A 24,714-nucleotide genomic window follows, 5' to 3' on the forward strand; every position below is an offset into this window, starting at 1 on the left:
GAACGCCGCACACCCGGGTCCGCCGGCGATGGCCGACACGGCCCCCCGCGCGTCCGGCCGCCCGTCCATTCCCGTGGAAACCAACCTGGATCCCCGCCTCCGCGGGGATGACGGTGGTGGGGGCGGAGCGACCCCGGCGAGGGTCGGCGCCTGACATGGGCGGGCGATGGTGGCGGGGGCAGGGACGAACCCGGCGGGGCCGGCGCCTCAGATGGACGGGCGATGGTGGCGGGGGCAGGGACGAACCCGGCGGGGCCGGCTCCTGACATGGGCGGGCGATGGTGGTGGGGGTGGAGCGACCCCGGCGAGGGTCGGCGCCCGACATGGACGGGTGACGGTAGCGGGGGCAGGGCGAACCCGGCAAAGCCGGCGCCCGACATGAACGGGCGACGGCATACGGCCCCCTGCCCACCCCCAACACCATCTCTTGCATTTTGTTTTTTGTAGCATCATAGTTCCGTCATCCCCACCGATGCGGAGTGATGCGGCATGACCGTCCAGTCCCCTGCCCTCGATCTGGCCGGCGCGCCCGATGCCCGGTTTGCGCCCAACGACCTTCAGCCCTATTGGATGCCGTTTTCGGCCAACCGGGCGTTCAAGGCCGATCCGCGCCTGTTCGTCGCGGCCGACGGCATGTACTACACCACCGCCGACGGCCGGCAGGTTCTGGATGCCATGGCGGGCCTCTGGTGCGTGAATGCCGGCCATAATCAGCCGCGAATCGTGCGGGCGATCCAGGACCAGGCGGCGCGGATGGACTATGTCTCGTCCTTCCAGATGAGCCATCCGGCCGCTTTCGTGCTGGCCGAGCGGATCGCGAACCTCGCCCCCGCCGGGCTCGACCGGGGGTTCTTCACCAATTCGGGGTCGGAAGCGGTCGATACCGCGCTCAAGATCGCGCGGGCCTATCACAAGGTCCGCGGCGATGCGAACCGGGTGAAGCTGATCGGCCGGGCCAGGGCCTATCACGGCATGGGCTTCGGCGGGCTGTCGGTTGCCGGCATCCCGCGTCACCGCCGCGATTTCGGCCCGCTTCTGGGCGATGTCGACCACCTGCCCCACACCCATGATCTGGCGCACAACGCCTTCTCGCGCGGGCAGCCGGCCTGGGGGGCGCATCTGGCCGACGAGCTTGAAAACATCATCCAGATCCACGACGCCTCGACCATCGCCGCCGTGATCGTGGAGCCGGTGACCGGATCGGGCGGCGTGCTGCCGCCGCCGGTCGGCTATCTGGAGCGGCTGCGCGAGATCTGCACCCGCCACGGCATTCTGCTGATCTTCGACGAGGTGATCACCGGCTTCGGCCGGCTGGGCGCGCCCTTCGCCTCCAATGCCCTGGGCGTCACCCCCGACATGATCACCTGCGCCAAGGGCATGACCAACGGCGCCGTGCCGATGGGCGGGGTGATCGCCTCCACCGCCGTCTACGACGCCTTCATGACCGGGCCCGAAGCGGCCGTTGAGCTGATGCACGGCTATACCTATTCCGGCCATCCGCTGGCCTGCGCCGCCGGCATCGCCACCATCGAGACCTACGAGCAGGAAGGGCTGTTCGACCGCGGGCCCGAGATCTGCGCCGCCTGGGAGGACGCCGTCCACCAGCTGAAGGGTGCGCCCCATCTGCGCGATATCCGCAATATCGGCCTGCTGGCGGCGATCGAGCTGGAGAGCCGCGACGGCGCCCCGGGCGCGCGTGCGGCTGAGACGGTCAACCGCTGCTTCGACGACGGCGTTCTGGTCCGGGTGGCGGGCGACAATCTGGTGCTGTCGCCGCCGCTGATCATCACCCCCGATCAGATGGGCCAGGTGGTCGACACCATCCGCACGGCGCTGGGGGAGGTGGCGTAACGCCACCGCGCCCGCCCCTCCCCCCTCTCTTCGTTCTGTCAGACGAGACCAGCGCCCGATGACAACCGCCACCCCGCACGCCCCCATCCAACCCTTCCCCTTCGTGTCCGTCGCGGGCACACCCTATGACCGCGGCTGCGCCTATGGCGCGGCCGTGCCCGACCGGATCGCGCGGAGTGCCGAGATCTATGGCCGGGCGCTGGACGGGCTGGGGGCCGATGCCGATTTCCGCCGCCGGCTGATCGCCGATTTCGCCGAGCGCATCCGGGCGTTCGGTGCCCATTACCTGGACGAGATCCGCGGCATCGCAGAAGGGTCGGGCACCTCGTTCGAAGACGTGGTGATGATCAACGCCCGCACCGAGGTGGTGGCCCAGGCCCGCCGGCTGGCCGCAGCGCCGCCCGCGGCCGTCGACGCGCCTTCCGAACCCGAAGACGGCTGCACCGGTGCGATCATCCTGCCCGGGCGCAGCCGGACCGGCCGGCTGATCCATGGCCAGAACTGGGACTGGCGGTCGGAATGCGCCGAAACCGGCGTGGTGCTGCGCGTAGAGCGCGACGACGGCCCGGATCTGCTGACCTTCGTCGAGGCCGGCGGCCTCGCCCGATCGGGGCTGAATGCGGCCGGCATCGCCATCACCGCCAATTATCTGGAATGCGAGCGCGATTTCCGCACCGCCGGCGTGCCGCTGTCGCTGATCCGCCGCAAGGTGCTGGAACAGAGCCATTTCGCCGAGGCGATCCGGGCGGTGGCGACCACGCCCAAATCCTGCTCCAACAACATCATGATCAGCACCGCCCAGGGCTTTGCGGTCGATTTCGAATGCGCGCCCGACGAGGCTTTCGCCGTGCTGCCCGAGGACGAGATGATCGTCCACGCCAATCACTGGATCAGCCCGATCGCCCGCACGAAGCTGCGCGACACCGGCATCGCCAACATGCCCGACAGCCTGTATCGCGACTGGCGGGTGAAGCGGCTGCTGGAAGAGTCGGGGCCGAAGATCGGCATCGACGACATGAAGCGCGCCTTCTTCGACGATTTCGGCACGCCCTATGCCGTCTGCCGCCCGCCCCGGCCCAACCAGGCCGGCAATCTGTCGGCCACCGTCGCCATGGTGGTGATGGACCCCGCGGCCGGCGTGATGGAGGTGGCCCCCCTGCCGGCGCTGCAGCAGGGTTTCACCCGTTACACCCTGACCGGCGACCCGGTGGCGGCGGCGGCCTGAGCCGCGCCCACTTTTCAAGCGGGATCTTCAGGGCAGGAGGCTGGCCATGGGACGCTTCATCTTCTCACGCATCGCCATGGGCGTGCCCACGCTGCTGATCGTGGCGGCGGCGGTGTTTTTCCTGATCCGGCTGATCCCGGGCGATCCGGCCTCGCTGATGCTGGGCGACATGGCGACGCCTGAAACGGTCGCCGCCCTGCCCCGCGAGCTTGGCCTCGACAAGCCGCTGCCGGTGCAGTTCGTGCTCTGGCTGGGCCAGATCCTGACCGGGGATTTCGGCCGCTCGATCACCACCGATCTGCCGGTACTGCCGATGATCCTGGACCGGTTCGGGATCAGCGCCACCATCGTGGCGATCGCCGTGGCGCTGGCGACGCTCGCCGCCGTGCCGGCGGGCATGATCGCGGCCTGGCACCAGGACAGCGCGCTCGACCTCGGTTTCATCGCGGTGGCGACCCTGCTGCTGTCGATCCCGACCTTCTGGCTGGGCCTGCTGCTGCTGCTGCTCTTCGGGCTGGAACTCGGCTGGCTGCCGGTGATCGGCTATGTGTCGCTGGCCGAGGATTTCCAGGCCGGGCTGCTCTACCTCACCTTGCCGGTGCTGACCCTGTTCCTGCACGAGACCGGGGTGATCATCCGCATGGCCCGCGCCAGCATGCTGGAGGTGCAGCGGCTGGACTACATCACCCATGCCCGCGCCAAGGGGCTGTCGGAACCGGTGGTGCTGTGGCGCCACGGCTTCCGCAACGCCTTCGCCCCCACCTGGACGCTGATCGGCCTGATCCTGGGCAATCTTCTGGGTGGCATTGCGGTGGTCGAGACCGTGTTCACCATCCCCGGTCTCGGCCGGCTGCTGGTCGACGGCATCTTCGCCCGCGACTACCCGGTCATCCAGGGCTGCCTGCTGTTCATCGCCGGCGCCTATGTGCTCGTCAACCTGATCGTCGACCTCTGCTACCCGGTCTTCGATCCGCGCGTGACCCTGAACTGAAGAGGCCCGGATGATGATGATCTTGAGGTCCCTGCGCGGCCTTTCAGGCTCGTTCCTGGTCGGCGTCATGATCCTGGTGGCCATGCTCGCCGCGATCTGGACGCCGCAGGATCCGCTGGCGCTGAACCTGCGCGCCCGCCTCGCCGCCCCGGGCGGCGCCCATCTGCTCGGCACCGATGAATTCGGCCGCGACGTGCTCAGCCGGCTGATGGCCGGTGCGTCCGCCAGCATGACCATCGCGCTCACCACCGTGGTCTTCGCCATCATCGCCGGCAGCATCATCGGCATTCTGGCCGGCTATTTCCGCGGCTGGACCGACCGGATCGTGATGACCTTCAACGATGCCCTGCTCGCCTTCCCCGGCATCCTGCTGGCGCTGGGCCTGCTGGTGGTGCTGGGGGCGAGCCCCGGCGGCATCGTGCTGGCGCTGGGCCTTGCCTATACGCCCTCGGTCGCCCGGGTGATGCGCGGCACGGTGCTGTCGCTGCGCGAAAACGCCTTCATCGAAGCCTCACGCGTGATGGGCCATGGCCAGATCTACACCATGCTCCGCCACGTCCTGCCCAATTGCGTGGCGCCGCTGACGGTGCTCGCGACCTCAATGTTCGGCTGGGTGCTGCTCTCGGAAAGCGCGCTCTCCTTCCTGGGCCTCGGCGCGCCGCCGCCCGCGCCCAGCTGGGGCAACATGCTCTCGGGCGGGCGCGCCTTCATGGGCCAGGCCCCCTGGCTCGGCATCTTCCCGGGGCTCTGCATCTCGTTGACCCTGCTCGGCATCAACCTGCTCGGCGACGCGCTGCGCGACCGCCTGGATCCGCGGATGAGGAATATTGCATGACCGGATGCATGACCGCCGGCGCGCCGCTGCTCGACGTCTCGGATCTCTCGCTCGGCATCGGCGAGACCGGCCGGCTGGTGGTCGACCGGGTGGGCTTTCAGGTCCGGGCGGGTGAAATCGTCGCCGTGGTCGGCGAAAGCGGCAGCGGCAAGACGCTGGCCGCCCGCGCCGTGCTGGGGCTGACGCCGCCCGCCATCCGCCGCCGCGGCGGCAGCATCCGGATCGACGGCCGGGCGCTCGAAGACATGACCCCGCGCGAGCTGCGGGCACTCCGCGGCGGGCGGATCGGCATGGTCTTCCAGGAGCCGATGACCTCGCTCAACCCGTCGCTCACCATCGGCCGGCAGCTGGAAGAGGCGCTGGCGCTGCACACCGGGCTCGATGCCCGGGGCCGCCGCGCCGCGATCCTCGCCATGCTGCAACGGGTGGGGTTGAGCGATCCCGAACGCGTGCTCAAGGCCTGGCCGCATGAATTCTCGGGCGGCATGCGCCAGCGGATCATGCTGGCCTCGGTGATGCTGCCGAAACCCGCCCTGCTGGTCGCCGACGAGCCGACCACCGCGCTCGATGCCGTGGTACAGCGCGACGTGCTGGAGCTGATGGTGGCGCTGACCGCCGAAAACGACACCGCCGTGCTGATGATCAGCCACGACCTCGCCATGGTCGCGCGCTATTCCCACCGCGTCATCGTGATGTGCCGGGGCGAGATCGTCGAGCAGGGGCCGACCGACCAGATCCTGCGCGCCCCCGCCCATCCCTATACCCGCAAACTGCTGGGCGCCATGCCCCGCCGCCGCCCGGTGCCCGAGGTCGCGGCGGATGCCCCGCCGCTGGTGGAGGTGCAGGGGTTGACGGTCGATTTCGGCCGACGCGGCGGGCTCTTCCGGCGCAGAGCGCACAAGCGCGCGCTCCACGGCATCGATCTCGCCATCCGCCCGCGCGAGGTGGTGGCGGTGGTCGGCGGCTCGGGTTCGGGCAAGACCACGCTCGGCCGGGTGCTCGCCAGCCTGCAGAAACCCGGTGGCGGCCGGCTGATCTTCGACGGGCAGCCGATTTCCGGTCGCTCGGGTGCCGCCTGGACCGACTATCGCCGCAACTGCCAGATGGTGTTTCAGGACCCCTATTCCTCGCTGGATCCGCGGATGACCGTCGCCCAGGCGATCGGCGAGGCGCTGCGCGGATCGGGGCTGGACCGGGCCGCCATCCGCGCCCGGGTGCTGGAGGTTCTGGCCGAGGTCGGCCTCGACGACACCCATGCCGGCCGCTACCCCCATGAACTCTCGGGCGGCCAGCGCCAGCGCATCGCCATCGCCCGCGCCGTCATCCGCCGGCCGCGGCTGGTGATCGCCGACGAGCCGGTCTCGGCGCTCGATACCACCGTGCGCGCCCAGATCCTCGACCTCTTCGCCGATCTGCAGCGCCGCCACGGTTTCGCCTGCCTGTTCATCAGCCATGATCTGGCGGTGGTCGAACAGCTCGCCAACCGGGTGGTGGTGATGAACCAGGGCCGGATCGTCGAAGAAGGCCCGCGCGACCGGATTTTCGACGCCCCGGCCGACCCCTACACGAAGCGCCTGCTCCAGGCGATCCCGACCCTCGACCCCACGCCCTCGGGCGGGGTGCGGCTGCGCTGGCGCCACGAGGAGGCCGCATCCGACGGCGACCACCAGGCCAGCGCCTGATCTTTCACGTCTCAAGACCGAGGACGTCCCCCTCCATGTCCGCCGCCCTCTCCTATCCCGACACCCGCCTGTTCATCGATGGCGCCTGGACCGCCGGCAGCACCAGCCGTGACGAGGCGGTTCTGAACCCGGCCACCGGCACCGTCATCGGCCGGGTCGCCCATGCCTCGACCGCCGATCTCGACCGGGCGCTCGCAGCCGCCGACCGCGCCTTCCGCAGCTGGCGGCGGGTCCCGGCCTTCGACCGGGCGAAGCTGATGCGCAGGGCCGCCGGGCTGATGCGCGAGCGCGCGGCCGCCATTGCCCCCATCCTCACCCTGGAACAGGGCAAGCCGCTGGCCGAAGCCCGCGCCGAGGCGATGGGCTCGGCCGATACCATCGACTGGTTCGCCGAAGAGGCGCGCCGCACCTATGGCCGGGTGATCCCGTCGCGCGCCCCCGGCCATGTCCAGATCGTCACCCGCGAGCCGGTCGGCCCGGCCGCGGCCTTCACGCCCTGGAATTTCCCGATCAACCAGGTGGTGCGCAAGGTGGCGGCGGCCCTTGCCGCCGGCTGCACGATCATCGTCAAGGGGCCGGAAGAAACCCCGGCCAGCTGCGCCGCGCTGATCGCCGCCTTCGCCGATGCCGGGGTGCCGGCGGGCGTGATCAACCTGGTCTTCGGCGTGCCGGCGGAGATTTCGGCTTATCTGATCCCCCATCCGGTGATCGCCAAGATCTCCTTCACCGGCTCCACCGCCGTGGGGCAGGAGCTGGCGGCGCTGGCCGGGCGGCATATGAAGCGCGCCACCATGGAGCTGGGCGGTCATGCCCCGGCGATCGTCTTCGCCGATGCCGATCCGGCCAAAGCCGCGGCGGCACTGGCGGCGCAGAAATTCCGCAATGCCGGCCAGGTCTGCATCTCGCCCACCCGCTTTCTGGTCCATGAAGACATCGCAGAGCCCTTCATTGGCGCCTTCACCCGCGCCGCCGCCGCGATCCGGGTCGGCAACGGCCTGGATGACGGCGTGGGCATGGGGCCGCTGGCCAATATGCGCCGGGTGGAGGCCATGGAGGCGCTGGTGGCCGATGCTCAGGCCGCGGGCGCGGAGCTCCGCACCGGCGGCGCCCGCATCGGCAATCAGGGCTGTTTCTTCCAGCCCACCGTCCTGACCGGCGTGCCGCTTTCCGCCCGGATCATGAACGAGGAACCCTTCGGCCCGATCGCCCCCATCTCCACCTTCCGCGATTACGACACGGTCATCGCCGAAGCCAACCGCCTGCCCTGGGGCCTCGCCGCCTATGCCTGGACCGGCAGCGCCCGCACGGCCGCGGCGGTCTCGGCCGATCTTGAAAGCGGCATGGTCTCGATCAACCAGGCCCCGCTCGGCTTCCCGGAAGTCCCCTTCGGCGGCATCAAGGCGTCCGGCCACGGCTCGGAAGGCGGCAGCGAGGCGATGGAGGGCTGGCTGGTGACCAAGTTCACGGCCGAGAACACGGTGTTCTGAGCCACGAACCGGAACAGAGTCGGGTCGCCGGACCGGTCGTCGCATGCCAGGATGGTGGTCCACCCGATGATGGCCCATCACCTGCCCGGACCCCGCCCAGATGACCCCCGACGACCGCAGCCTCGACCTCATCCGGCGGAGCGTGCTCTGCTGGCTCGCCACCGTCTCGGCCGAGAGCGTGCCCAATGTCAGCCCGAAAGAGATCTTCGCCCATGACGGCGCGGAAACCCTGCTGATCGCCGAAATCGCCTCGCCGGTCAGCCTGCGCAATCTGCGCGGCAACCCGATGGCCTGCGTGTCGATGATCGACATCTTCACCCAGAAGGGGTGCAAGATCACCGGCCCGGCCAGCATCCTGGCCCCCGACACCCCCGGCTTCGACACCGCCGCCGCCCCGCTTCTGGCCCTGACCGGCGGCGCCTTCCCCATCCGCCACGTCTTCGCGATCCGCATCGATACCTGCCGCCCGATCATCGCCCCCGGCTATTACATGCGCCCGGGCACGACGGAAGAAAGCCAGGTGGCGGGGGCGATGGCGGCGTATGGCGTGCGGCCGATCACTTAGTCTGCGGCCGGAACAGCCGGAGCCAGAAGCAACTGAGAGGATGAGAGGGATCTGCCGGCCTTTGCCGGATCGTCACAGCTGACGACCAGGATTTCGCGCCGGCCCTCGAAGCTTTTGTATTTTCGGGCGGTGTCATACGTACATCCGCGCGTCAGCGCCCCTTCAAAGCGCAGGGTCCGGAGGATCTGCTCGGGCAGGAGATAGAAGTCGGTCGTGGTCCGGAATATAACAGCGGAACGCAGGTCTCCATATTCCATGGAAAACGGCTGCATACCCGCCGACGATGTCACCCGCACTGGAGGTGGGCATTCTTTCGGCATGAACAATCTCTCGAAGAAGGATCTTTCTCTGCACCACCTCCCGTCTTCGTTCAGATGGACCTCGTGGAAAAGGACGGAATCATCCTCTCTGAAAACATAACGTCCTGGAGATCTATGATCTGGATAGCGGGCCGCTGCGGCATATTTCAAGAACCTTTCGTCTATATTCAGATCGAAGTCGCTCGAAGAGACAGCATAGTGTCCCATAACGGCGCCTGCCAGGTTGGCCCCAATAGGGTAGGGGCCAGCGTATTGCCCAGAGACGCCCATAGCGGCAGCCACAGCGGCACCCGCTAAGGCCATCTTAGATGTAGAACGCACAGATCGACAGACGTCAGACGCCGGCGGCCAACTCCAGACGCCATAGAACGAGTCGACAGCAATCAAATAAATCCCGGCGATTTCAAAAAATGATCGAAAATATCTTTCATATGCTCCATTTATACGCAAAATTTTGCCGTCATTTGTTTTAATAATATACTGCAGATTATTTATATTAACGTGTATTCTGAAATTTATTATTTCATAACTATCGGCGATAACGACACTAAGAGGCAAACTATCTCCAGTCTTTATCTTAAACAATAGTGGATATTCCGATCTGCGGCCAGGTATCTCCTGTTTTCCATCAACAATAACAGTTGATGACGTGCCGCAATTATAAATCGCAACGTCAAGTTCAGGAATGCGGTCATGAGGTCGGCTATCGTCGAGATCGCGCAATGAGTTCCAGGCGTCGAAAGCCGCCTCTGACGGGACATGCTTGATCGGAACATCAGGACCCGTCTGGCAGGCCCCCAGCCCAAGGCAAAGGAAAGTGGCCCACGCCCATCTCGTCAATTGCCTGACAATCATCCGCCTGCTGGCCCCCGCCGTCGGAACGAGGTCGCCAGCGCGACGTAGAGCAGCCCAAAGGCTGCGACGGCCAGGAAGGTCACATGAACCATCAGCAGCCATTGCACATCGTCAAGAACGACCGCATCGTTGACCACCTGCTTGTGGAAATGAAGCCTTGTGCGCACAGCAAGCGCCTGCGACACGAAGGCGGCCACGAAGACGACAACACCGGCAGCACGGCCGCGAATCCATCGATCCGAGCCCTGTCTGCCGTCGGCGCGCAGCAGGTATCCGGTGGCCACGCAGATGCCGAGAGTAAGGGCGAGATCAAGCTCAAGCATGGCGTCAAGCCCATCGCCCAGAACGGCGATCAGCGCAGCATCCGGTTTCGGGTGATCGGCCTGCGACAGAACAATCGGCGCCGAGCCATCGAGCCAACGCAGAAACCCTATACAGGCTACCCCTGCAATCACAACCCAGAAGCCGGGAGACACCGCAAGATTCCGCAACCGTCGATCCGCCCCGGCACGAGGCCGCCGATCATTCCCCGCCATGCGCCCTCACCTGAGGTGACGATCAGAGCACTATCATAGCTGGAGAAAGACAGGGGAGCGCAATCCCCTTTTGCGCAACACATCGGAGATCATCGGCCTGGTGAGTTCTGCGGCTCACCGGTTGGTGCCCGTCGCCACCCGCACCCGATAGCTGCACCGCCTTCCGCCGGCCAGGATGTGGTCTTCCCGCGTCACCGTGCATCCGGGCCCCAGCACCGCGCGGAAGACGGCGAGTTCGGCGCGGCAGAAGCCCTGGCAGGCGGTGGCGGCGGCGCAGATCGGGCAGTGGTTTTCGATCAGCAGCCAGCCGTCGCCGTCGGGGGCGGGCTGCACCTCGGCCATATAGCCTTCGGCGCTGCGCTGGCGGGCGAGCGCCTGGAGGCGCGCCTCCGGATCGGTCGCGCCGGCCAGCGCCGCGTCATAGGCGGCACGGGTTTCGGCCTCGCGCGCGGTGATCAGCCGGTCGAGCGCCTCTTCGCCCAGAAGATCGCGAACATGGCGGATCAGGGCGACGGTCAGCTCGGCATGGGCATCGGGAAACCGGGCCTGGCCGCGATCGGTGAGGTGCCAGATCTGGGCCGGGCGGCCGACGCCGCGGATCTCCGCCCGCGCCTCCACCAGCCCCTCGGCCGCCAGCTTGACCAGCTGCTGGCGGGCATTCTCCCCCGTCGTGCCCAGCGTACGACCCAGCACCGCGGCGGTTTCCGGTCCCCCGGTCTTGATCAGGGTCAGCAGCCGGTCGGCCGTGCCCGTTGCCTGTCTCAGGGAAGGGTCTCTCAAGGGGTCGGTCACCCGCGTCCTCGCCCTTTCGGGATCATGCCAAAGCGTTATTCCAAGCCGTTCTTTGGAAATTAAGGGAGAGGGCGGCGCGGGGCAAGGGGTGTGGGGCCGGTTGGACCCCCGGCGTCGTTCGGGCGTTCCCTTCAGGGCGGCAGTTCGACATGGAGGGGCCCCCATGGCCGAGCCGACGCCTCAGACAGGCACCCGATCCCGGCTGATCGCGGCCACGGCGATCCTGCCCGGACTTTATCTGGTTGGTGTCATAACGATTATATTTATGGGCATGATTGTGGCCGTGGAACTGTTGGTGCGGTGAACCGCACCTCGCGCAACCACATCATGGCCGATTGCAATCGTCGTTCTGCTCAGGCCGCCCCCCCTGCCCCGAGGCCGCACGAACCCTCAATCTGCGGGCGAACCACCCGCCCTCTGGCCGCCGCCGCGCCGCAGCCCGAGTTTGCCCCCGGAGGGGTCGCCCGAGAAAATCCCGTGATATCAACCACATCAACAATTCGTGAAACGCTACATGTGACCACGGGAACGGTTAAACTAGATTAAAGAATCCTTACCGCCGCCGCATTAAGGTTCCTGAGTGGGTCAATTCCTCCACGCCGCTGCGGTGAATATCCTCGCATTTTGCAGAAGGATGTACCGCAGACCGGGAGGGGCGGAGGAACCGGTGCAGATCGGCTCCTTTTGCCTGAAATGCCACGCAAATTCGGGTCATGACCACGCCACGATCCGCGACCACCCGTTGAAACAGGGAGGACATACGGATGCCACAGCACGGCGCGCAGACTGATCCACTCCAGGCCGGCGGCAGGGAGGCCGCATCCGGTCGCGCCACATCTTCCGGCAGCCCCGCCCTGGAGCGGAGGCACCAGCCGGTTCCGCCGACACCCGGACCCGCCAGAGCCGATAGCCACCACGGACCCGATGACAATGGACAGGGGCCACGCATGATGGAACATCACCAACAGGTCGTTCAGGATGAAATCGTTGCCTTGATCCCGTCCTTGCGCGCCTTCGCCCGATCGCTGACCAGGAATCCGTGCGAAGCGGATGATCTGGTTCAGGAAACGCTGATGAAGGCGATCGCCAATGCCGGCCAGTTCACCGCCGGCACCAACCTTCGCGCCTGGCTGTTCACCATCCAGCGCAACACCTTCTACACCCTTTATCACAAGCAGCAGCGTGAACCCGTGCTGGTGGTGGAGGATCTGCCCGGCGTACATGTGAAGCCGGCTCAGGAATGGTCGCTGAAGCTGCGCATGGTCGAAGAGGCCGTCGGCAAGCTTCCCGCCGATCAGCGCGAGGCATTGATGCTCGTGGGTGGCGGCGGCATGAGTTACGAAGAGGCCGCGGAGATCTGCGGCTGCGCCCTCGGCACGATCAAGAGCCGGGTCAGCCGGGCCCGCACGGCCCTGCTCCGCCTGCTCGACAGCGAGGACGAACACGACTTCCTTGACGACATCACCGGTGGCAGCCGTCGCAGCCGTATCGCTGCGGATGATGCCGACCGGCGCACGCCACGGATACAATAAGCGGACCCGCCGCAGCGGGTGATGTCTCCGGGCGCGCGGGCTTCGATCGCAAGGACAGCCCGCGCTTTCATGTCATGACGCTCCCCGTACAGGGGTTTCTTCAATTTCAGACGTCTAAGCCCGCCGCCGCAGCTGACAGCGGCAGGCGGCGCCCCCCCCGAGGGGGCGTCACGGCCATCCTGGAGAGCTGGTCAAGAGGTGTGTTCGTCGGACCCTCCGGTCCGGTTGAGGACGCCCGGATCTGCCGGCTCGGACGGCATGGCAGCCCCGCCATCCTGCCCGGCCGCGTCCGCCAGTGCGGCGGCGGCCTCGCGCGCCAGAGCCATCAGCTCCTCGGGCGGCGATGTGTCGTCTCCATAAGCGGCGTAGAGATCCTGGAGGGCCCGGTCGAGCGAACGGTCGTCGTGCTCGGCCTGCCGTTTCGGGTCGGTCCCGTCGATGCGACGTCCGGGATGTGCGCTAGCCATGGGTAGGGGGTGTTCCTTCGTCATGGGATCATCCTGCCGAAGGCAGCCTCGGGCCATGATGCATGATGCATGGGCGCCGGCCGGTCGAAGCTTCGGTTTCGGCAGTCACCAGCCTGGCCGTCTCCGGAAGCCAGACGTCGGATTGGGGGCACCCGACCTTTCTTACGTCGTTCGTCATCGGGTGGATCAACCTCCGTTGCAGTTTAATTCATCGGGCGGCCGCACGTCACGCGGCACGCGGAGACGGAACTTGAACGGATGGCATACTGTTCCTCCTATGCCGGAACCAAATATATCTGGAAGCGTTCACGCGACATGTCTGCAACAGAGCCTGGAAAGGGACGGATATGTCGGATCATCTTCAACCACCCCAAAGGCAAAATCAGCAGCCGGGGCGCGAGCATGAAATGTCACCGGCCCCCGATTACATGCCACGATTTCCCGGCACCGGCCGGCTGAAGGATAAGGTCGCGCTGATCACCGGCGGCGACAGCGGCATCGGCCGGGCGGTGGCGATCGGCATGGCGCGCGAGGGCGCCGACATCGCCATTCTGTATCTGAACGAGCATCGCGACGCCGAGGAAACCGTGCGTCTGGTCGAAGCCGAAGGTCGCCAGGCCATGCACATCGCCGGCGATGTCGGCGACGAGGCGGTCTGCCGCCGCGCGGTGGGCGAGGTGGTCAAGACCTTCGGCCGGCTGGACGTGCTGGTGAACAATGCCGCCGAACAGCACGAGGTGAAGGATTTCACCGATCTGGCCGCCGAACAGCTGGAGCGGACCTTCCGCACCAATGTCTTCGGCTATTTCTTCATGACCAAGGCGGCGCTGGAGCATCTGCCCGACGGCGGCGCGATCGTCAACACCACCTCGATCACCGCCTATCAGGGCTATCCCAGCATGGTGGACTATGCCTCCACCCGCGGCGCGATCGTGGCCTTCACCCGATCGATGTCCAAGCTGCTGGTCGACCGGAAGATCCGCGTCAACGCGGTCGCCCCGGGCCCCATCTGGACCCCGCTGATCCCCGCCAGCTTTCCGCCCGACAAGGTCGCCGAACACGGCGGCAGCGCCCCCATGGGCCGCGCCGGCCAGCCCAACGAGGTGGCGGCCTGCCATGTCTTCCTGGCGAGCGAGGAGGCGTCTTACATGAGCGGCCAGGTCCTGCACCCGAACGGCGGAACCATCGTGCAGTCCTGACGCAGATGATGGCGGGCACCGATCGGGCAGTGCGCCCGCCATCACAATCCCCCCGATTGGCTCAATCTTCGCGAAACTTCGCCGGCTGGCCATCGGGCGGATACTGGTTTTCGGCCAGCAGCCGGGCCAGATGCAGCACGTTGCGCGCCGCCAGATCGATGGTGGTGCCGATCTTGTCGGGCATGGCGGGCAGATCCTTGTAGTCGGTCTTGCCCATCGCCTCTCCCACCCAATAGACCACGGCATTGGGCGGGATGGTGAAGCCGACATCGGCCAGGCCCTGATAGACCTCGGCCGCGACATGATGGGCGCCGTCTTCATTGCCCACCACCACCAGCGCCACCCCCCGGCCGTAAGAGCGCAGCCGCCCCGCCTCGTCGGTTTCGGTCAGGAAGGCGTTCAGCCGCTCCAGCACCCGCTTGCAGACGCTGGAGGGCTGGCCCAGCCAGATGGGTGTGCCGATCACCAGGATCTGCGCGTCCAGCACCTGGCGGCGGATCGCCGGCCAGGCATCGCCCGGCCCTTCATCGGCGGTGATGCCGGGTTTGATGTCGTGATCGACCGCGCGGATGCTCGCCGTCTCCACCCCGTCGCGGCCCAGCCGGTTCAGGAATTGCGACAGCAGCAGATCGGTCGAGCTTTCGGCATCGCCGCCCTTCAGCGTGCAGTTGATGCCGAAGGCGCGGATCGGCTTCGGATCCGCCATGGCTTACCCCTCCTCCCGCCGGACGGCATTTGCGACGAGCCGGCGGCGGATCTGGTCGTGATCGGTGGTGGTGCGGGCGTCGGACATGGGTTCGGTGCCTCCTTCGGCTGGTTTTGACCCTGCAACGCGAACCCCGGAGCCGGGCCCATGGTTCCCGGGAACCGCGGCCGCCGCGGCCGGGTTGATCGGGTCAGATCCCGATCCGCCAGCAGGGGAGGCCAGCCATGGCGCGCAAACCGGCAAAGCGCAGGACAGACGCCGCCGAAGACACCGAAGACGCCGCCAACCGGCCGTCATCGCGCCCGGTCTGGACCGGCAATATGCGGCTTGCCCTGGTATCGGTGCCGGTGAAGCTTTATGCCGCGGTGAAAAGCGGCGCGCGGATCCAGTTCCACCAGGTCCACGAACCCTCGCGCCGGCGCATCCGCTATCAGAAGATCGTGCCCGGGGTCGGGCCGGTCGATACCGACGAGATCGTGAAGGGTTTCGAACTGGGCCAGGGGCGCTGGGTGCTGATCGATCAGGACGAGATCGATGCGCTGAAGGTGGAAACCCGCCACACCCTGGATCTGGTGCAGTTCGTGGGCCCCGACGAGATTGCGCCGATCTGGTTCGAACGGCCCTATTACGTGGTCCCCGACGGCGAGCTGGCGATCGAGGCCTATGCCGTGCTGCGCGATGCGCTGAAACGCGCCGGGCGGATCGGCCTCGGCCAGTTCGTGATGCGCGGGCGGGAATATGTCGCCGCCCTCAAGCCCTGCGGCCAGGGGCTGATGCTGGAGACGCTCCGCTTCGCCGACGAGGTCCAGCGCGCCGCCCCCTTCTTCACCTCGATCGACGAAGAGGCGAGCGATCCGGAACTGCTCGACCTGGCGGCCGAGTTGATCGAGCGGAAGACCTCGGCCTTCGAGCCCGCACGGTTCAAGGACAATTACACCCAGGCCCTGCGCCAGCTGATCGACGCCAAGGCGACCGAAAAATCGGTCGAGCTGGGCGAAGAGGCCGCGGAAGAGACCGGCGGCGGCGGCAAGGTCGTCGATCTGGTCGAGGCGCTGCGTCGCTCGGTCAAGGACAGTGGAAAGGCCAGCGGCAAGACACGGCCGGCACGGAGCGGCCGGCGCAAGGCGGGGTGAGACCTATGGCCGCCGACCCGCTCGACAGCTATCGCCGCAAGCGTCGCTTCGACCGCACGCCCGAGCCGGAGGCCGGGAGCGGGCGCAGCCCTGAAGGCGGCAGGCTGACCTATGCCATCCAGAAGCACGACGCCCGGCGGCTGCATTACGATCTCCGGCTGGAATGGGCGGGGGTGCTGAAAAGCTGGGCGATCACCCGCGGCCCCAGCCTGGACCCCAGGCAGAAGCGGCTGGCGGTGCGCACCGAAGACCACCCCCTCGCCTATGCCGGTTTCGAGGGGCAGATCCCCGCGGGCCAGTATGGCGCGGGCGAGGTGGTGCTGTGGGATCGCGGCCATTGGGAGCCGATCGGCGACGCGGCGGCGGGGCTCGCGGCGGGGCGGCTGGACTTCGTCATCCATGGCGAGCGGCTGCATGGCCGTTTCGTGCTGGTGCGCATGAAGCCGGCGGCCAAGGCCGGGCGGGCGCCGGAAAAGGCCGAGAACTGGCTGCTGATCAAGCGCGACGATGCCGATGCCGACCCGACGGGCGAGGTGACCCGCCGCCACCCCGGCAGCGTGGCGGGTCAGCCGAAGCGCGAGGCCGCGCCCCTGCCCGGCGCCCCCCTGCCCGGCTTCGTCGCGCCGATGCTCGCCACCCTGACCGACCGGCCGCCGCGCGGGCCCGGCTGGGTGTTCGAAATCAAGCTCGACGGCTATCGCGCCCTCGCCGCGGTGTCGGGCGGCCGGGCCGTCATCCGCACCCGATCGGGCCTCGACTGGACCGACCGCTTCCCCGGCATCGCCCGGGCGCTGGCGGCACGGCCGGGCCTGGACGGCGTGCTGCTGGACGGCGAGGTGACGGCGATGACGGCAGACGGCCGCACCGATTTCTCCGCCCTGCAGGCGGCGCTTTCCGCCGGGGGCGAGGGGCTGCATTACGGCGTCTTCGACCTCTTGGCCGAGGGCGGGGAAAGCCTGCGCCACCTGCCCTGGACCGCCCGCAGGGCCCGGCTCAGGGCGCTGCTGGGGGGGCCCGCGGGCGACGGCATCCACCTTGTCGACCACAGCCCCGGCCCGGCGCGGGACCTGCTGGACCAGGTCTGCGCGGCGGGCCATGAGGGGCTGATCGCCAAGCGGGCCGACGCGCCCTATCGCCCGGGCCGCGGCCATGCCTGGCTCAAGGTCAAATGCGGTCAGGCGGGGGAGTATGTCGTGGTCGGCACCTCGCCCTCCGAAGCCGGGCGGCCCTTCGCCTCGCTGCTGCTGGCGGTTCAGGATCGCGGCACCTGCCGCTATGCCGGCCGGGTCGGCGCCGGTTTCAGCGACAGGGATTTCGCCTGGCTGGCGCCACGGCTGACGGCGCTGGCCCGCAAGACCCCGCCGGTCGACCGCGACAGCGTGCCGCCCGCCGTGGCCCGGGCGGCACGCTGGGTGGAGCCGCGGATCGTGGTCCAGATCGCCCATGGCGGCCTGACCGGCGAGGGGCTGATCCGCCAGGGCCGCTATCTGGGCCCGCGCGAGGACAAGCCGGCGGCCGAAGTTGAGGCGGACCGGGTGATGGCCGTCGAGGAGGCAGAAGCGATGGACGAGACCGGAGACAGCCTGCGCGGCGTGCGCCTGACCCATCCCGACCGGGTTCTGTTCCCCGAACAGGGCATCACCAAGCGCGATCTCGCCCGCTGGTTCGATGCCGTCGCGGCGCTGATGATGCCGCATCTGCAAGACCGGCTGGTCAGCCTGGTGCGTTGCCCCGAAGGCCGCCGCAAGGCCTGTTTCTTCCAGCGCCATGCCGGCCGCGGCCTGCCCCGCGGTTTCGCCAGCCGCAGGCTGACCGACGCACAGGGCAATACCGAAGAGTATGTTCTGGTCCGCGATCCGGAAGGCCTGGTGGGTGCGGCACAGATCGGGGTTCTGGAACTGCATCTCTGGGGATCGCGCATCGACCGGCCCGAGCGCCCGGACCGGCTGGTCTTCGATCTGGACCCGGATCCGGCGGTGGATTTCGCGGCCGTCCGCCAGGCGGCCTTCGACATGCGCGACGCGCTGGCGGCGCTGGATCTCGCCTCGGTGCCGCTGCTGACCGGCGGCAAGGGCGTGCATGTGGTGGTGCCGATCGCCCGGCGGCACGACTGGCCGGTGGTGAAGGCGGCGGCGAAGGCCCTGGCGCAGCGCTTCGCCGACCACGACCCCGACCGCTTCGTCGCGACCATGAGCAAGGCGAAGCGCAAGGGCCGGATCTTCATCGACCATTTCCGCAACGACCGCACCGCCACCGCCATCTGCCCCTGGTCGCCCCGCGCCCGGGCCGGCGCCCCGGTGGCCCGGCCGGTCGACTGGCAGATGCTGGCCGGGATCGACCGGGCCGATGCCTTCCGCCTGGGCGACCCGCTGCCCGCAACCGACCCCTGGGCCGGGCTGGTGCCGCCCCGCCAGGGGCTGACGGCGGCGGCGCTCAGGGCATTGGGTGTGGCAGAATAGGGGCACGCGGGAATGCGCGTGGCCGCAATGACCGCGGGCCGCGTTTTCCCCTCGCCGTCCACCGCCATGAGAGGATTATTTTGGGCCTGCCCCCCAAAAAAATGAAATACCGGCTTGCCAGAGGGACGAAAAGGCCCCACCTTCGGCAGCGTCGAGTACGAGCCTACCCGGTTCCCAGACCTCTAGCCGATGAACTTCGTATACCCATTCGAATTTGTCTTGTTTGAGATCTGATTTCGACCATCCGCACGTGATGCGGGTGCCCTTATGACGACGACGAAAGGTTATTCCCATGGCTACGGGAACCGTGAAGTGGTTCAACACCACCAAGGGCTTCGGCTTCATCCAGCCTGACGAGGGCGGAAACGACGCCTTCGTGCACATCAGCGCCGTGCAGCGTTCGGGCCTGACCGAGCTGGTCGAAGGCCAGAAGGTTGCCTACGAGCTGATCGCTGACCGCCGCAGCGGTAAGCTGGCAGCTGCCAATCTGGAGCTTCTCTGATCCGGTTCCGGTGCGCCCCTTCGGGTGGCGCGCCACGGTGACGATGTCTCCAAGAAAGACCCCGCCCTGGTTTCGACCGGGGCGGGGTTTTTCGCGTCTGCGGATCGTACCGAAACGCCTGGGGACGAAAGGCCGCACTTGAAACCCGGCCCGAAAAGCCGCACCCTTTTTCTCGTCGACGGGCACCAGGGATGATGGGGTGCCCGCCGTCCGTCCGCGCCTGGGCTGCGGACGACACTGCACAACGACGATGACGAAAGGGTGTCCCCTCATGGCGACGGGAACCGTGAAGTGGTTCAACGCCACCAAAGGCTTCGGCTTCATTCAGCCCGACGAGGGCGGAGCCGATGCCTTCGTGCACATCAGCGCCGTTCAGCGCTCGGGCCTGACCGAGCTGCGTGAGGGCCAGAAGGTCTCTTACGAGCTGATCGCCGACCGCCGCAGCGGCAAGCTGGCGGCCGCCAACCTCTCCCTGATCGACTGAGCCGACGGCTCGACCTGACCCACAGGCGAGAGGCGCGTTCGCAGGCGTAGCTACCACCACGGAGTTTCGTGACGCCTGACGATACCCGAGGCACTTTCGGAAACCCCGCATCCTCTGACCGAGGATGCGGGGTTTTCTCGATCAACGGTTGGCTTCATCACCTGCCCAAAGGTGGATCCCCGCCTGCGCGGGGATGACGACATGGGATTGCGAGCCGCACAGAAAACCGCCGCCGCTGCGTCTGCCACGGGACCACCGGCCCCAGGCCGGCCGAGCGTGTCAGAACCGGGGCAGCCGGCGTACAAGAAAGAAGAAACCGTCATCCCCGCGTAGGCGGGGATCCACCTTGGCGGTACCCCTCTCACTGGCCCCACCCGAGCTTCATCAGTCGAGAATGGCCTTACCCCGGAATATCGTCATCCCGCGGCGGCACCGGCCGGGGGGTGGTGCGCTCTTCGCCCTGGTCGGTCAGGGTCGGGAACTCGCCCTGGTTCTCCACCGCCTCCAGCGGCTCGGTGGGGTCGTTGCGGATGCGGTCGCGGGGGGATCCGGGGCGGAAAGTGGTCAGGTGCTGGTTGTCCTCGATCGCCACCAGCTCCTCGGCACGGCCGCGGTAGTCCGCCTCGCGCCCCGGGATGGCGCCCTCTTCCTTCCACAACCTGTGCATGTGTTCTTTGATCCGATCATCCCTGCTGGTTGTTCTCTGCTCCGGGCTCTGCCTGGTCATCGCCGGCCTCCTTCCTGGGGATGGCGGTCAACCGGCCGGACGGAGGGAGAGTTCCCCTATGATCCGGGAACCTCCCGCGCGGTTCAGGGGTTCAGCCCTGGTAACCGCCCGCCAGAGCAGGAGATACCGCCGCCATGGCGACAGCCGACCGGAACCGCCGGCAGCCGGACCCCACCGATGCCGAGATCCTGGGCAGCGCCGAAGGGCGCGAGGCCGATGCCCGCGACACGCGCAGCCCCGATGGCGGGCGCTTCCGCAATGTCCCGCGCGACGAAGCGCCCGCCCGGCCGGATGACGTGATCACCGACCCCGTCACCGGCGAGGCCGAGGGCCTGGACCCGACCGAAGAGGCACCCCGCCGCGCCGCCGAGGACGTGTTCGACGACGAAGCCCCCGACGACGAAGATGGGGAGACCGAGGATGAGGACCGCTTCCCCGAAGGCTGGCCCCCCGACCGCCGCGACACGGATGACGACGATGCCGGGTGATCGCCTGGTCGAAGGCCGGGCGGTGACGCTGGAGGTGAACGGCCACCCCTGCCGCGTGACCATCGACCCCCGGCTCAGCCTGCTGGACCTGCTGCGCGACCGGCTGGGGCTGACCGGCGCCAAGAAGGGCTGCGACCACGGCCAGTGCGGCGCCTGCACCCTGCTGGTCGACGGCCGGGCCGTGCTCGGCTGCCTGACCCTCGCCGCCCGGCTGGATGGCGCCCGCGTGACCAGCATCGAAGGGCTGACGCCCGAGGGCGAGGAGGAGGGAGAGGGCGCGGGCGCGCTGCACCCCATGCAGCAGGCTTTCATCGATCATGATGCCTTCCAGTGCGGCTATTGCACCCCCGGCCAGATCCTGTCGGCCGTGGCGCTGACCGCGGCCGAACCGCAGCCCGACGATGCGCGGATCCGCGAGCACATGTCGGGCAATCTCTGCCGCTGCGCCGCCTATCCCAACATCGTGGCCGCCGTGCGTGCGGCGGCCGGCCGGATGGGGGGGGCGTGATGCAACCCTTCCGGCTTCATCCACCGACACCCGTCCACGACCCGACACCCACCGGTGCCCGGCAGATCGCGGGCGGCACCAATCTGGTCGATCTGATGCGGCTGGGGGTGGAACGCCCCACGGCCCTGGTCGATCTGGACCGGGTGTCGCCGCCGGCGCTGCGCGGCATCACCCGCCTGCCCGACGGCACCTTCCGGATCGGCGCGCTGACCCGCATGGCCGAGGCCGCCGCCGACCCGGAGCTTGGCGCCGCCCTGCCGATGGTGGTCCAAAGCCTGGAGCTGGCGGCAAGCCCGCAGATCCGCAACATGGCGAGCCTGGGCGGCAACCTGCTGCAGCGCACCCGCTGCCCCTATTTCCGCGATGTCAGCTGGCCCTGCAACAAGCGCGAGCGCGGCAGCGGCTGCGGCGCGATGGAGGGCATCACCCGCCATCATGCGATCCTTGGCACCAGCGACAGCTGCATCGCCGCCTATCCCGGCGATTTCGCCCAGGCCGCACTGGCGCTGGATGCGCAGATCGAAATCACCGGCCAGGGCGGGGTCCGGCGCATGAAACTGGCCCGGCTGCACCGACTGCCGGGGGCGACGCCCGATGTCGAAACCGCGCTGGATGCCGACGAGACCATCACCGCCATCCACCTGCCCGCCCCGGGCTGGGCACGGCGCTCGCTGTTTCTGAAGCGCCGGGAACGGACCTCCTATTCCTTCGCCCTGGTCTCGGTCGCCTGCGCGCTGGACCTGGACGGCGACCGGGTGCGCGAGGTGCGCCTGGCGCTGGGCGGCGTCGCCACCATCCCCTGGCGGGCCTTTCCGGCCGAACAGCTGCTGGTCGGCGAACGCCTGACCGAGGAATGTGCCCATGCCGCTGGGGTCGCCGCCTTCGCCGATGCCGTGGTCCGGCCCGACAACGCCTTCAAGCGCGATCTGGGGGCCGCTTTGATCGCCCGCGCCCTGCTTGCCGCCCGCGCCCTGCCTGCCGCCGGGGATCTTTCGGTCACGGAGACCCGCCGATGAGCCTGCCCCCCACCTCCCTGCCCGCCACATCCCTCCCCGCCACGACACCCCGCATCGACGGGCGCGCCAAGGTCACCGGCCGGGCCGTCTATCCCGCCGACACCGCGATTGCCGGCCTGGCCCATGCGGCCCTGGTCGTCTCGCCCGTGGCCCGCGGCCGGCTGGCGGCGATCGACACCGCAAAGGCCGCCGCCCTGCCCGGCGTGCTGGGGGTGCTGACCGTCGACGACGTCACCGGCCGCATCGGCCTGCCCCGCTTCGGCGTCGCCGCCTCGTCGATCGCACCGCTTCAGGACCGGCTGATCCGCCATGACGGCGAGATCCTGGCGGTGGTGGCGGCAGAGACCGCCGAGATCGCGGCCGAAGCCGCCGCCCGGGTGAGCTTCCGGATCGAGGCCGAGGCCCCCGCCACCGGCTTCGACGATGCCGGCGCCGAAACCGTCGCCGCCGCCGACGCTGCCGGCCGCAAGGATCCCGGCCAGGGCGATATCGAGGCCGGTTTCGCCGCCGCCGAGGTGTGTATCGAGGCCGATTACGAAACGCCGGTGCAGCACCACAACGCGCTCGAACTCTATTCCACCACCGCGGTCTGGGACGGCGAGGGCGACCAGGCGCGGCTGACGGTCTATGAACCCTCGCAGAACGTGAACGGCTGGCGCCACGAACTGGCCCGCCAGCTGGGCATCGATGCCGCCCGGGTGCGGGTGGTGGCGGAATTCGTCGGCGGCGCCTTCGGCGGCAAGGGGCCGATCACCGCGCGCACGGCGCTGATCGCCTTCGCCGCCCGGCATTTCGGCCGGCCGCTCCGCTGCGTGGTCAGCCGCGCCCAGGGCTTCACCGCCGGCACCCACCGGGCGGAGACCCGCCAGCGGATCCGCATGGGCGCCACGCGCGACGGCCGGATCACCGCCTTCGTGCATGACGGCGCCGAGGTCACCTCGCGCGCCGACCCCTATCTGGTCGGCGGCAATTCGGTCACCGCCCGGCTCTACGGCTATGGCGCGGTTCAGACGAAGCTGTCGCTGGTCCATGCCGACCGCCCGACCCCCGGCTATATGCGCTCGCCGCCCGAAGTGCCCTATGTCTACGCGCTGGAACAGGCGATGGACGAGATGGCGGCGGCGCTCGACATGGACCCGATCGACTTCCGGCGGCGGAACGATACCGCGACCGACCCGCTGTCAGGCAAGCGCTACAGCAGCCGGATGCTGATGCCCTGTTTCGATGCCGCCGCAAAGGCCTTCGGCTGGGACCGGCGCGACCCGGTGCCGGGGTCGATGCGCGATGGCGACTGGGTGATCGGCATGGGCTGCGCCGCCACCGTCTACCCCGCCAACATCGCCGCCGCCACCGCCCGGGTGCGGCTTGCCGCCGACGGCCGGGTGACGGTCGAAACCGCCAGCCACGAGCTCGGCACCGGCATCCGCACCGCCGCCGCCCGCATGGCTGCCGAGGTTCTGGGCGTGGCGCCCGAACGGGTGACGGTCAGAACCGGCGACAGCGACCTGCCGCCGGCCCCCGTCTCGGGCGGATCCAACTCCACCGCCAGCGTCTGTTCGGCGGTGGCGCGGGCCGCAGAGGCGGTGAAGGCGACGCTCTTCACCCGGCTGACCGCCCCGGATGCCGGGTCCTTTGCCGGGCTGGATGCGGCAACCCTCCGCCTCCGCGACGGCCGGATCGAGGCCGACGGCCCCTATATGGCGTTCGACGCCGCACTGGAGGCGGCCGGGCTGGAGGCGATCAGCCAGACGGCCGACTTCATCCCCGACGGGCTGAAGCCCGATGCGGTGGAGAAGCTGCGCGCCGGCCGCACGCCGATGCGCGGCGGCGGATCGGGCGATCTGCTGCGCTATGCCATGGGCGCTGAATTCGCCGAAATCCGCATCAACCGCCGCACGCTCGAAATCGAGGTGCCGCGCATGACCGGCGCCTTCGCCGCCGGCCGGATCATGAACCCGCTGACCGCGCGCAGCCAGCTGATCGGCGGCATGATCTGGGGGCTTTCCACCGCGCTGATGGAAGAGACCGAGCTGGACCGCCGGGCGGCGCGCGTGCTGAACCACGATCTTGAAAACTATCTGATGCCGGTGAATGCCGATATCGGGCAGGTGGATGTCATCCTGCTCGACGAGGACGACCGCGCCGGCAACCCCTCGGGCATCAAGGGGCTGGGAGAGCTTGGCAATGTCGGCATGTCCGCCGCCATCGCCAATGCCGTCCACCACGCGACCGGCCGCCGCTTCCGGCGCCTGCCGATCCGCATCGACCGGCTGTTCCTGCCGGCCTGCCCCGATGTCGTCTCCGCCTGACCCAGACGGCCGACACGCCTTGAAGACGCACGAGACCAGGACGCC

The 24,714-nt window shown here is 68.4% G+C and carries 24 protein-coding genes; 18 read left to right on the forward strand and 6 right to left on the reverse strand.

Features of this window, described 5'->3' with window-relative positions:
• Window positions 1–489 precede the first annotated feature (489 nt).
• The 7 genes from CMO28_RS06120 to CMO28_RS06150 all read left to right on the forward strand — a co-directional run bounded on the left by CMO28_RS06120 (window position 490) and on the right by CMO28_RS06150 (window position 8,636).
• Window positions 490–1,851, forward strand: a complete 1,362-nt coding sequence (locus CMO28_RS06120) for an aspartate aminotransferase family protein (RefSeq protein ID WP_296711150.1) — start codon at window positions 490–492, stop codon at window positions 1,849–1,851.
• Window positions 1,852–1,909: 58 nt separating this feature from the next.
• Entirely contained in the window at window positions 1,910–3,076 is a 1,167-nt protein-coding gene (locus CMO28_RS06125; protein ID WP_296711155.1) for a C45 family autoproteolytic acyltransferase/hydolase, read from the forward strand.
• A 46-nt stretch (window positions 3,077–3,122) separates the two neighbouring features.
• The gene (locus CMO28_RS06130) at window positions 3,123–4,067 is read left to right on the forward strand and encodes an ABC transporter permease (RefSeq protein WP_296711158.1); all 945 of its coding nucleotides are present in this window, start codon (window positions 3,123–3,125) and stop codon (window positions 4,065–4,067) included.
• A 10-nt stretch (window positions 4,068–4,077) separates the two neighbouring features.
• The gene (locus CMO28_RS06135) at window positions 4,078–4,902 is read left to right on the forward strand and encodes an ABC transporter permease (RefSeq protein ID WP_296711161.1); all 825 of its coding nucleotides are present in this window, start codon (window positions 4,078–4,080) and stop codon (window positions 4,900–4,902) included.
• The gene (locus tag CMO28_RS06140; protein WP_296711164.1) at window positions 4,899–6,584 is read left to right on the forward strand and encodes an ABC transporter ATP-binding protein; all 1,686 of its coding nucleotides are present in this window, start codon (window positions 4,899–4,901) and stop codon (window positions 6,582–6,584) included. The genes CMO28_RS06135 and CMO28_RS06140 overlap by 4 nt, the downstream gene beginning before the upstream one ends.
• A gap of 35 nt (window positions 6,585–6,619) precedes the next feature.
• Window positions 6,620–8,071: an NAD-dependent succinate-semialdehyde dehydrogenase gene (locus tag CMO28_RS06145; RefSeq protein WP_296711167.1), complete on the forward strand. Its 1,452-nt coding sequence runs from the start codon at window positions 6,620–6,622 to the stop codon at window positions 8,069–8,071.
• A gap of 100 nt (window positions 8,072–8,171) precedes the next feature.
• On the forward strand, window positions 8,172–8,636 hold the full coding sequence (locus tag CMO28_RS06150; protein WP_296711170.1) for a pyridoxamine 5'-phosphate oxidase family protein: 465 nt from the start codon (window positions 8,172–8,174) through the stop codon (window positions 8,634–8,636).
• Here the strand turns inward: CMO28_RS06150 and CMO28_RS06155 are convergent.
• From CMO28_RS06155 to CMO28_RS06165, 3 genes are all read right to left on the reverse strand, one after another.
• Window positions 8,633–9,679, reverse strand: a complete 1,047-nt coding sequence (locus tag CMO28_RS06155) for a hypothetical protein (RefSeq protein WP_296711173.1) — start codon at window positions 9,677–9,679, stop codon at window positions 8,633–8,635. The genes CMO28_RS06150 and CMO28_RS06155 overlap by 4 nt on opposite strands.
• A 128-nt stretch (window positions 9,680–9,807) precedes the next feature.
• The gene (locus CMO28_RS06160) at window positions 9,808–10,302 is read right to left on the reverse strand and encodes a hypothetical protein (protein WP_296711175.1); all 495 of its coding nucleotides are present in this window, start codon (window positions 10,300–10,302) and stop codon (window positions 9,808–9,810) included.
• Window positions 10,303–10,461: 159 nt separating this feature from the next.
• Window positions 10,462–11,127 carry a helix-turn-helix transcriptional regulator gene (locus CMO28_RS06165; RefSeq protein ID WP_296711178.1) on the reverse strand — a complete coding sequence of 222 codons (666 nt, stop codon included), beginning with the start codon at window positions 11,125–11,127 and terminating at the stop codon, window positions 10,462–10,464.
• A 175-nt stretch (window positions 11,128–11,302) separates the two neighbouring features.
• On the opposite strand from CMO28_RS06165, the gene CMO28_RS06170 reads away from it, so the two are divergent.
• Together CMO28_RS06170 and CMO28_RS06175 are read left to right on the forward strand one after the other, a co-directional pair.
• A complete protein-coding gene (locus CMO28_RS06170) occupies window positions 11,303–11,443 on the forward strand; it encodes a hypothetical protein (protein ID WP_296711180.1) in 141 nt (46 codons plus the stop codon).
• A 460-nt stretch (window positions 11,444–11,903) separates the two neighbouring features.
• Window positions 11,904–12,671, forward strand: coding sequence for a sigma-70 family RNA polymerase sigma factor (locus CMO28_RS06175; RefSeq protein WP_296711181.1), 768 nt, complete (start codon window positions 11,904–11,906; stop codon window positions 12,669–12,671).
• A gap of 191 nt (window positions 12,672–12,862) precedes the next feature.
• Here the strand turns inward: CMO28_RS06175 and CMO28_RS06180 are convergent, their stop codons facing one another.
• The gene (locus tag CMO28_RS06180) at window positions 12,863–13,138 is read right to left on the reverse strand and encodes a hypothetical protein (RefSeq protein ID WP_296711183.1); all 276 of its coding nucleotides are present in this window, start codon (window positions 13,136–13,138) and stop codon (window positions 12,863–12,865) included.
• A 347-nt stretch (window positions 13,139–13,485) separates the two neighbouring features.
• Here CMO28_RS06180 and CMO28_RS06185 point away from each other — a divergent pair, with 347 nt between their 5' ends.
• The gene (locus tag CMO28_RS06185; RefSeq protein WP_062763152.1) at window positions 13,486–14,337 is read left to right on the forward strand and encodes an SDR family oxidoreductase; all 852 of its coding nucleotides are present in this window, start codon (window positions 13,486–13,488) and stop codon (window positions 14,335–14,337) included.
• Window positions 14,338–14,398: 61 nt separating this feature from the next.
• On the opposite strand, the gene CMO28_RS06190 is transcribed toward CMO28_RS06185, so the two are convergent.
• On the reverse strand, window positions 14,399–15,043 hold the full coding sequence (locus tag CMO28_RS06190; RefSeq protein ID WP_296711189.1) for a flavodoxin family protein: 645 nt from the start codon (window positions 15,041–15,043) through the stop codon (window positions 14,399–14,401).
• A gap of 224 nt (window positions 15,044–15,267) precedes the next feature.
• On the opposite strand from CMO28_RS06190, the gene CMO28_RS06195 reads away from it, so the two are divergent.
• The 4 genes from CMO28_RS06195 (at window position 15,268) to CMO28_RS06210 (ending at window position 19,621) form a co-directional block, all read left to right on the forward strand.
• Entirely contained in the window at window positions 15,268–16,176 is a 909-nt protein-coding gene (locus tag CMO28_RS06195; RefSeq protein WP_296711191.1) for a Ku protein, read from the forward strand.
• Window positions 16,177–16,181: 5 nt separating this feature from the next.
• Window positions 16,182–18,635, forward strand: coding sequence for a DNA ligase D (gene ligD / locus CMO28_RS06200; RefSeq protein ID WP_296711192.1), 2,454 nt, complete (start codon window positions 16,182–16,184; stop codon window positions 18,633–18,635).
• Between the two features lie 292 nt (window positions 18,636–18,927).
• Complete coding sequence (locus tag CMO28_RS06205) at window positions 18,928–19,137, forward strand: cold-shock protein (protein WP_041606896.1); 210 nt, start codon at window positions 18,928–18,930, stop codon at window positions 19,135–19,137.
• 271 nt (window positions 19,138–19,408) lie between these two features.
• Window positions 19,409–19,621, forward strand: a complete 213-nt coding sequence (locus tag CMO28_RS06210; RefSeq protein ID WP_014747389.1) for a cold-shock protein — start codon at window positions 19,409–19,411, stop codon at window positions 19,619–19,621.
• A 400-nt stretch (window positions 19,622–20,021) separates the two neighbouring features.
• Here the strand turns inward: CMO28_RS06210 and CMO28_RS06215 are convergent, their stop codons facing one another.
• Window positions 20,022–20,348, reverse strand: coding sequence for a DUF2934 domain-containing protein (locus tag CMO28_RS06215; RefSeq protein ID WP_296711199.1), 327 nt, complete (start codon window positions 20,346–20,348; stop codon window positions 20,022–20,024).
• Window positions 20,349–20,482: 134 nt separating this feature from the next.
• On the opposite strand from CMO28_RS06215, the gene CMO28_RS06220 reads away from it, so the two are divergent.
• From CMO28_RS06220 to CMO28_RS06235, 4 genes are read left to right on the forward strand one after another with little or no spacing between them, the layout of a single operon-like run.
• Window positions 20,483–20,836 carry a hypothetical protein gene (locus CMO28_RS06220; RefSeq protein ID WP_296711200.1) on the forward strand — a complete coding sequence of 118 codons (354 nt, stop codon included), beginning with the start codon at window positions 20,483–20,485 and terminating at the stop codon, window positions 20,834–20,836.
• Complete coding sequence (locus CMO28_RS06225; protein ID WP_296711202.1) at window positions 20,826–21,344, forward strand: (2Fe-2S)-binding protein; 519 nt, start codon at window positions 20,826–20,828, stop codon at window positions 21,342–21,344. Before CMO28_RS06220 ends, CMO28_RS06225 begins: the two co-directional genes overlap by 11 nt.
• Complete coding sequence (locus CMO28_RS06230) at window positions 21,344–22,360, forward strand: FAD binding domain-containing protein (RefSeq protein WP_296711264.1); 1,017 nt, start codon at window positions 21,344–21,346, stop codon at window positions 22,358–22,360. The genes CMO28_RS06225 and CMO28_RS06230 overlap by 1 nt, the downstream gene beginning before the upstream one ends.
• Window positions 22,357–24,669: a xanthine dehydrogenase family protein molybdopterin-binding subunit gene (locus tag CMO28_RS06235; RefSeq protein ID WP_296711204.1), complete on the forward strand. Its 2,313-nt coding sequence runs from the start codon at window positions 22,357–22,359 to the stop codon at window positions 24,667–24,669. The genes CMO28_RS06230 and CMO28_RS06235 overlap by 4 nt, the downstream gene beginning before the upstream one ends.
• Window positions 24,670–24,714 lie beyond the last annotated feature (45 nt).

Source organism: Tistrella sp. (assembly GCF_002684955.1).
GTDB lineage: Bacteria > Pseudomonadota > Alphaproteobacteria > Tistrellales > Tistrellaceae > Tistrella > Tistrella mobilis.

Coding starts and splice junctions, on each gene's coding strand:
- CMO28_RS06180 (WP_296711183.1), bottom strand. CDS start 13,138: ATGGCTAGCGCACATCCCGGACGTCGCATCGACGGGACCGACCCGAAA.
- CMO28_RS06215 (WP_296711199.1), bottom strand. CDS start 20,348: ATGACCAGGCAGAGCCCGGAGCAGAGAACAACCAGCAGGGATGATCGG.
- CMO28_RS06120 (WP_296711150.1), top strand. CDS start 490: ATGACCGTCCAGTCCCCTGCCCTCGATCTGGCCGGCGCGCCCGATGCC.
- CMO28_RS06125 (WP_296711155.1), top strand. CDS start 1,910: ATGACAACCGCCACCCCGCACGCCCCCATCCAACCCTTCCCCTTCGTG.
- CMO28_RS06175 (WP_296711181.1), top strand. CDS start 11,904: ATGCCACAGCACGGCGCGCAGACTGATCCACTCCAGGCCGGCGGCAGG.
- CMO28_RS06150 (WP_296711170.1), top strand. CDS start 8,172: ATGACCCCCGACGACCGCAGCCTCGACCTCATCCGGCGGAGCGTGCTC.
- CMO28_RS06145 (WP_296711167.1), top strand. CDS start 6,620: ATGTCCGCCGCCCTCTCCTATCCCGACACCCGCCTGTTCATCGATGGC.
- CMO28_RS06170 (WP_296711180.1), top strand. CDS start 11,303: ATGGCCGAGCCGACGCCTCAGACAGGCACCCGATCCCGGCTGATCGCG.
- CMO28_RS06235 (WP_296711204.1), top strand. CDS start 22,357: ATGAGCCTGCCCCCCACCTCCCTGCCCGCCACATCCCTCCCCGCCACG.
- CMO28_RS06230 (WP_296711264.1), top strand. CDS start 21,344: ATGCAACCCTTCCGGCTTCATCCACCGACACCCGTCCACGACCCGACA.
- CMO28_RS06130 (WP_296711158.1), top strand. CDS start 3,123: ATGGGACGCTTCATCTTCTCACGCATCGCCATGGGCGTGCCCACGCTG.
- CMO28_RS06210 (WP_014747389.1), top strand. CDS start 19,409: ATGGCGACGGGAACCGTGAAGTGGTTCAACGCCACCAAAGGCTTCGGC.
- ligD (WP_296711192.1), top strand. CDS start 16,182: ATGGCCGCCGACCCGCTCGACAGCTATCGCCGCAAGCGTCGCTTCGAC.
- CMO28_RS06190 (WP_296711189.1), bottom strand. CDS start 15,043: ATGGCGGATCCGAAGCCGATCCGCGCCTTCGGCATCAACTGCACGCTG.
- CMO28_RS06220 (WP_296711200.1), top strand. CDS start 20,483: ATGGCGACAGCCGACCGGAACCGCCGGCAGCCGGACCCCACCGATGCC.
- CMO28_RS06140 (WP_296711164.1), top strand. CDS start 4,899: ATGACCGGATGCATGACCGCCGGCGCGCCGCTGCTCGACGTCTCGGAT.
- CMO28_RS06205 (WP_041606896.1), top strand. CDS start 18,928: ATGGCTACGGGAACCGTGAAGTGGTTCAACACCACCAAGGGCTTCGGC.
- CMO28_RS06195 (WP_296711191.1), top strand. CDS start 15,268: ATGGCGCGCAAACCGGCAAAGCGCAGGACAGACGCCGCCGAAGACACC.
- CMO28_RS06135 (WP_296711161.1), top strand. CDS start 4,078: ATGATGATGATCTTGAGGTCCCTGCGCGGCCTTTCAGGCTCGTTCCTG.
- CMO28_RS06225 (WP_296711202.1), top strand. CDS start 20,826: ATGCCGGGTGATCGCCTGGTCGAAGGCCGGGCGGTGACGCTGGAGGTG.
- CMO28_RS06185 (WP_062763152.1), top strand. CDS start 13,486: ATGTCGGATCATCTTCAACCACCCCAAAGGCAAAATCAGCAGCCGGGG.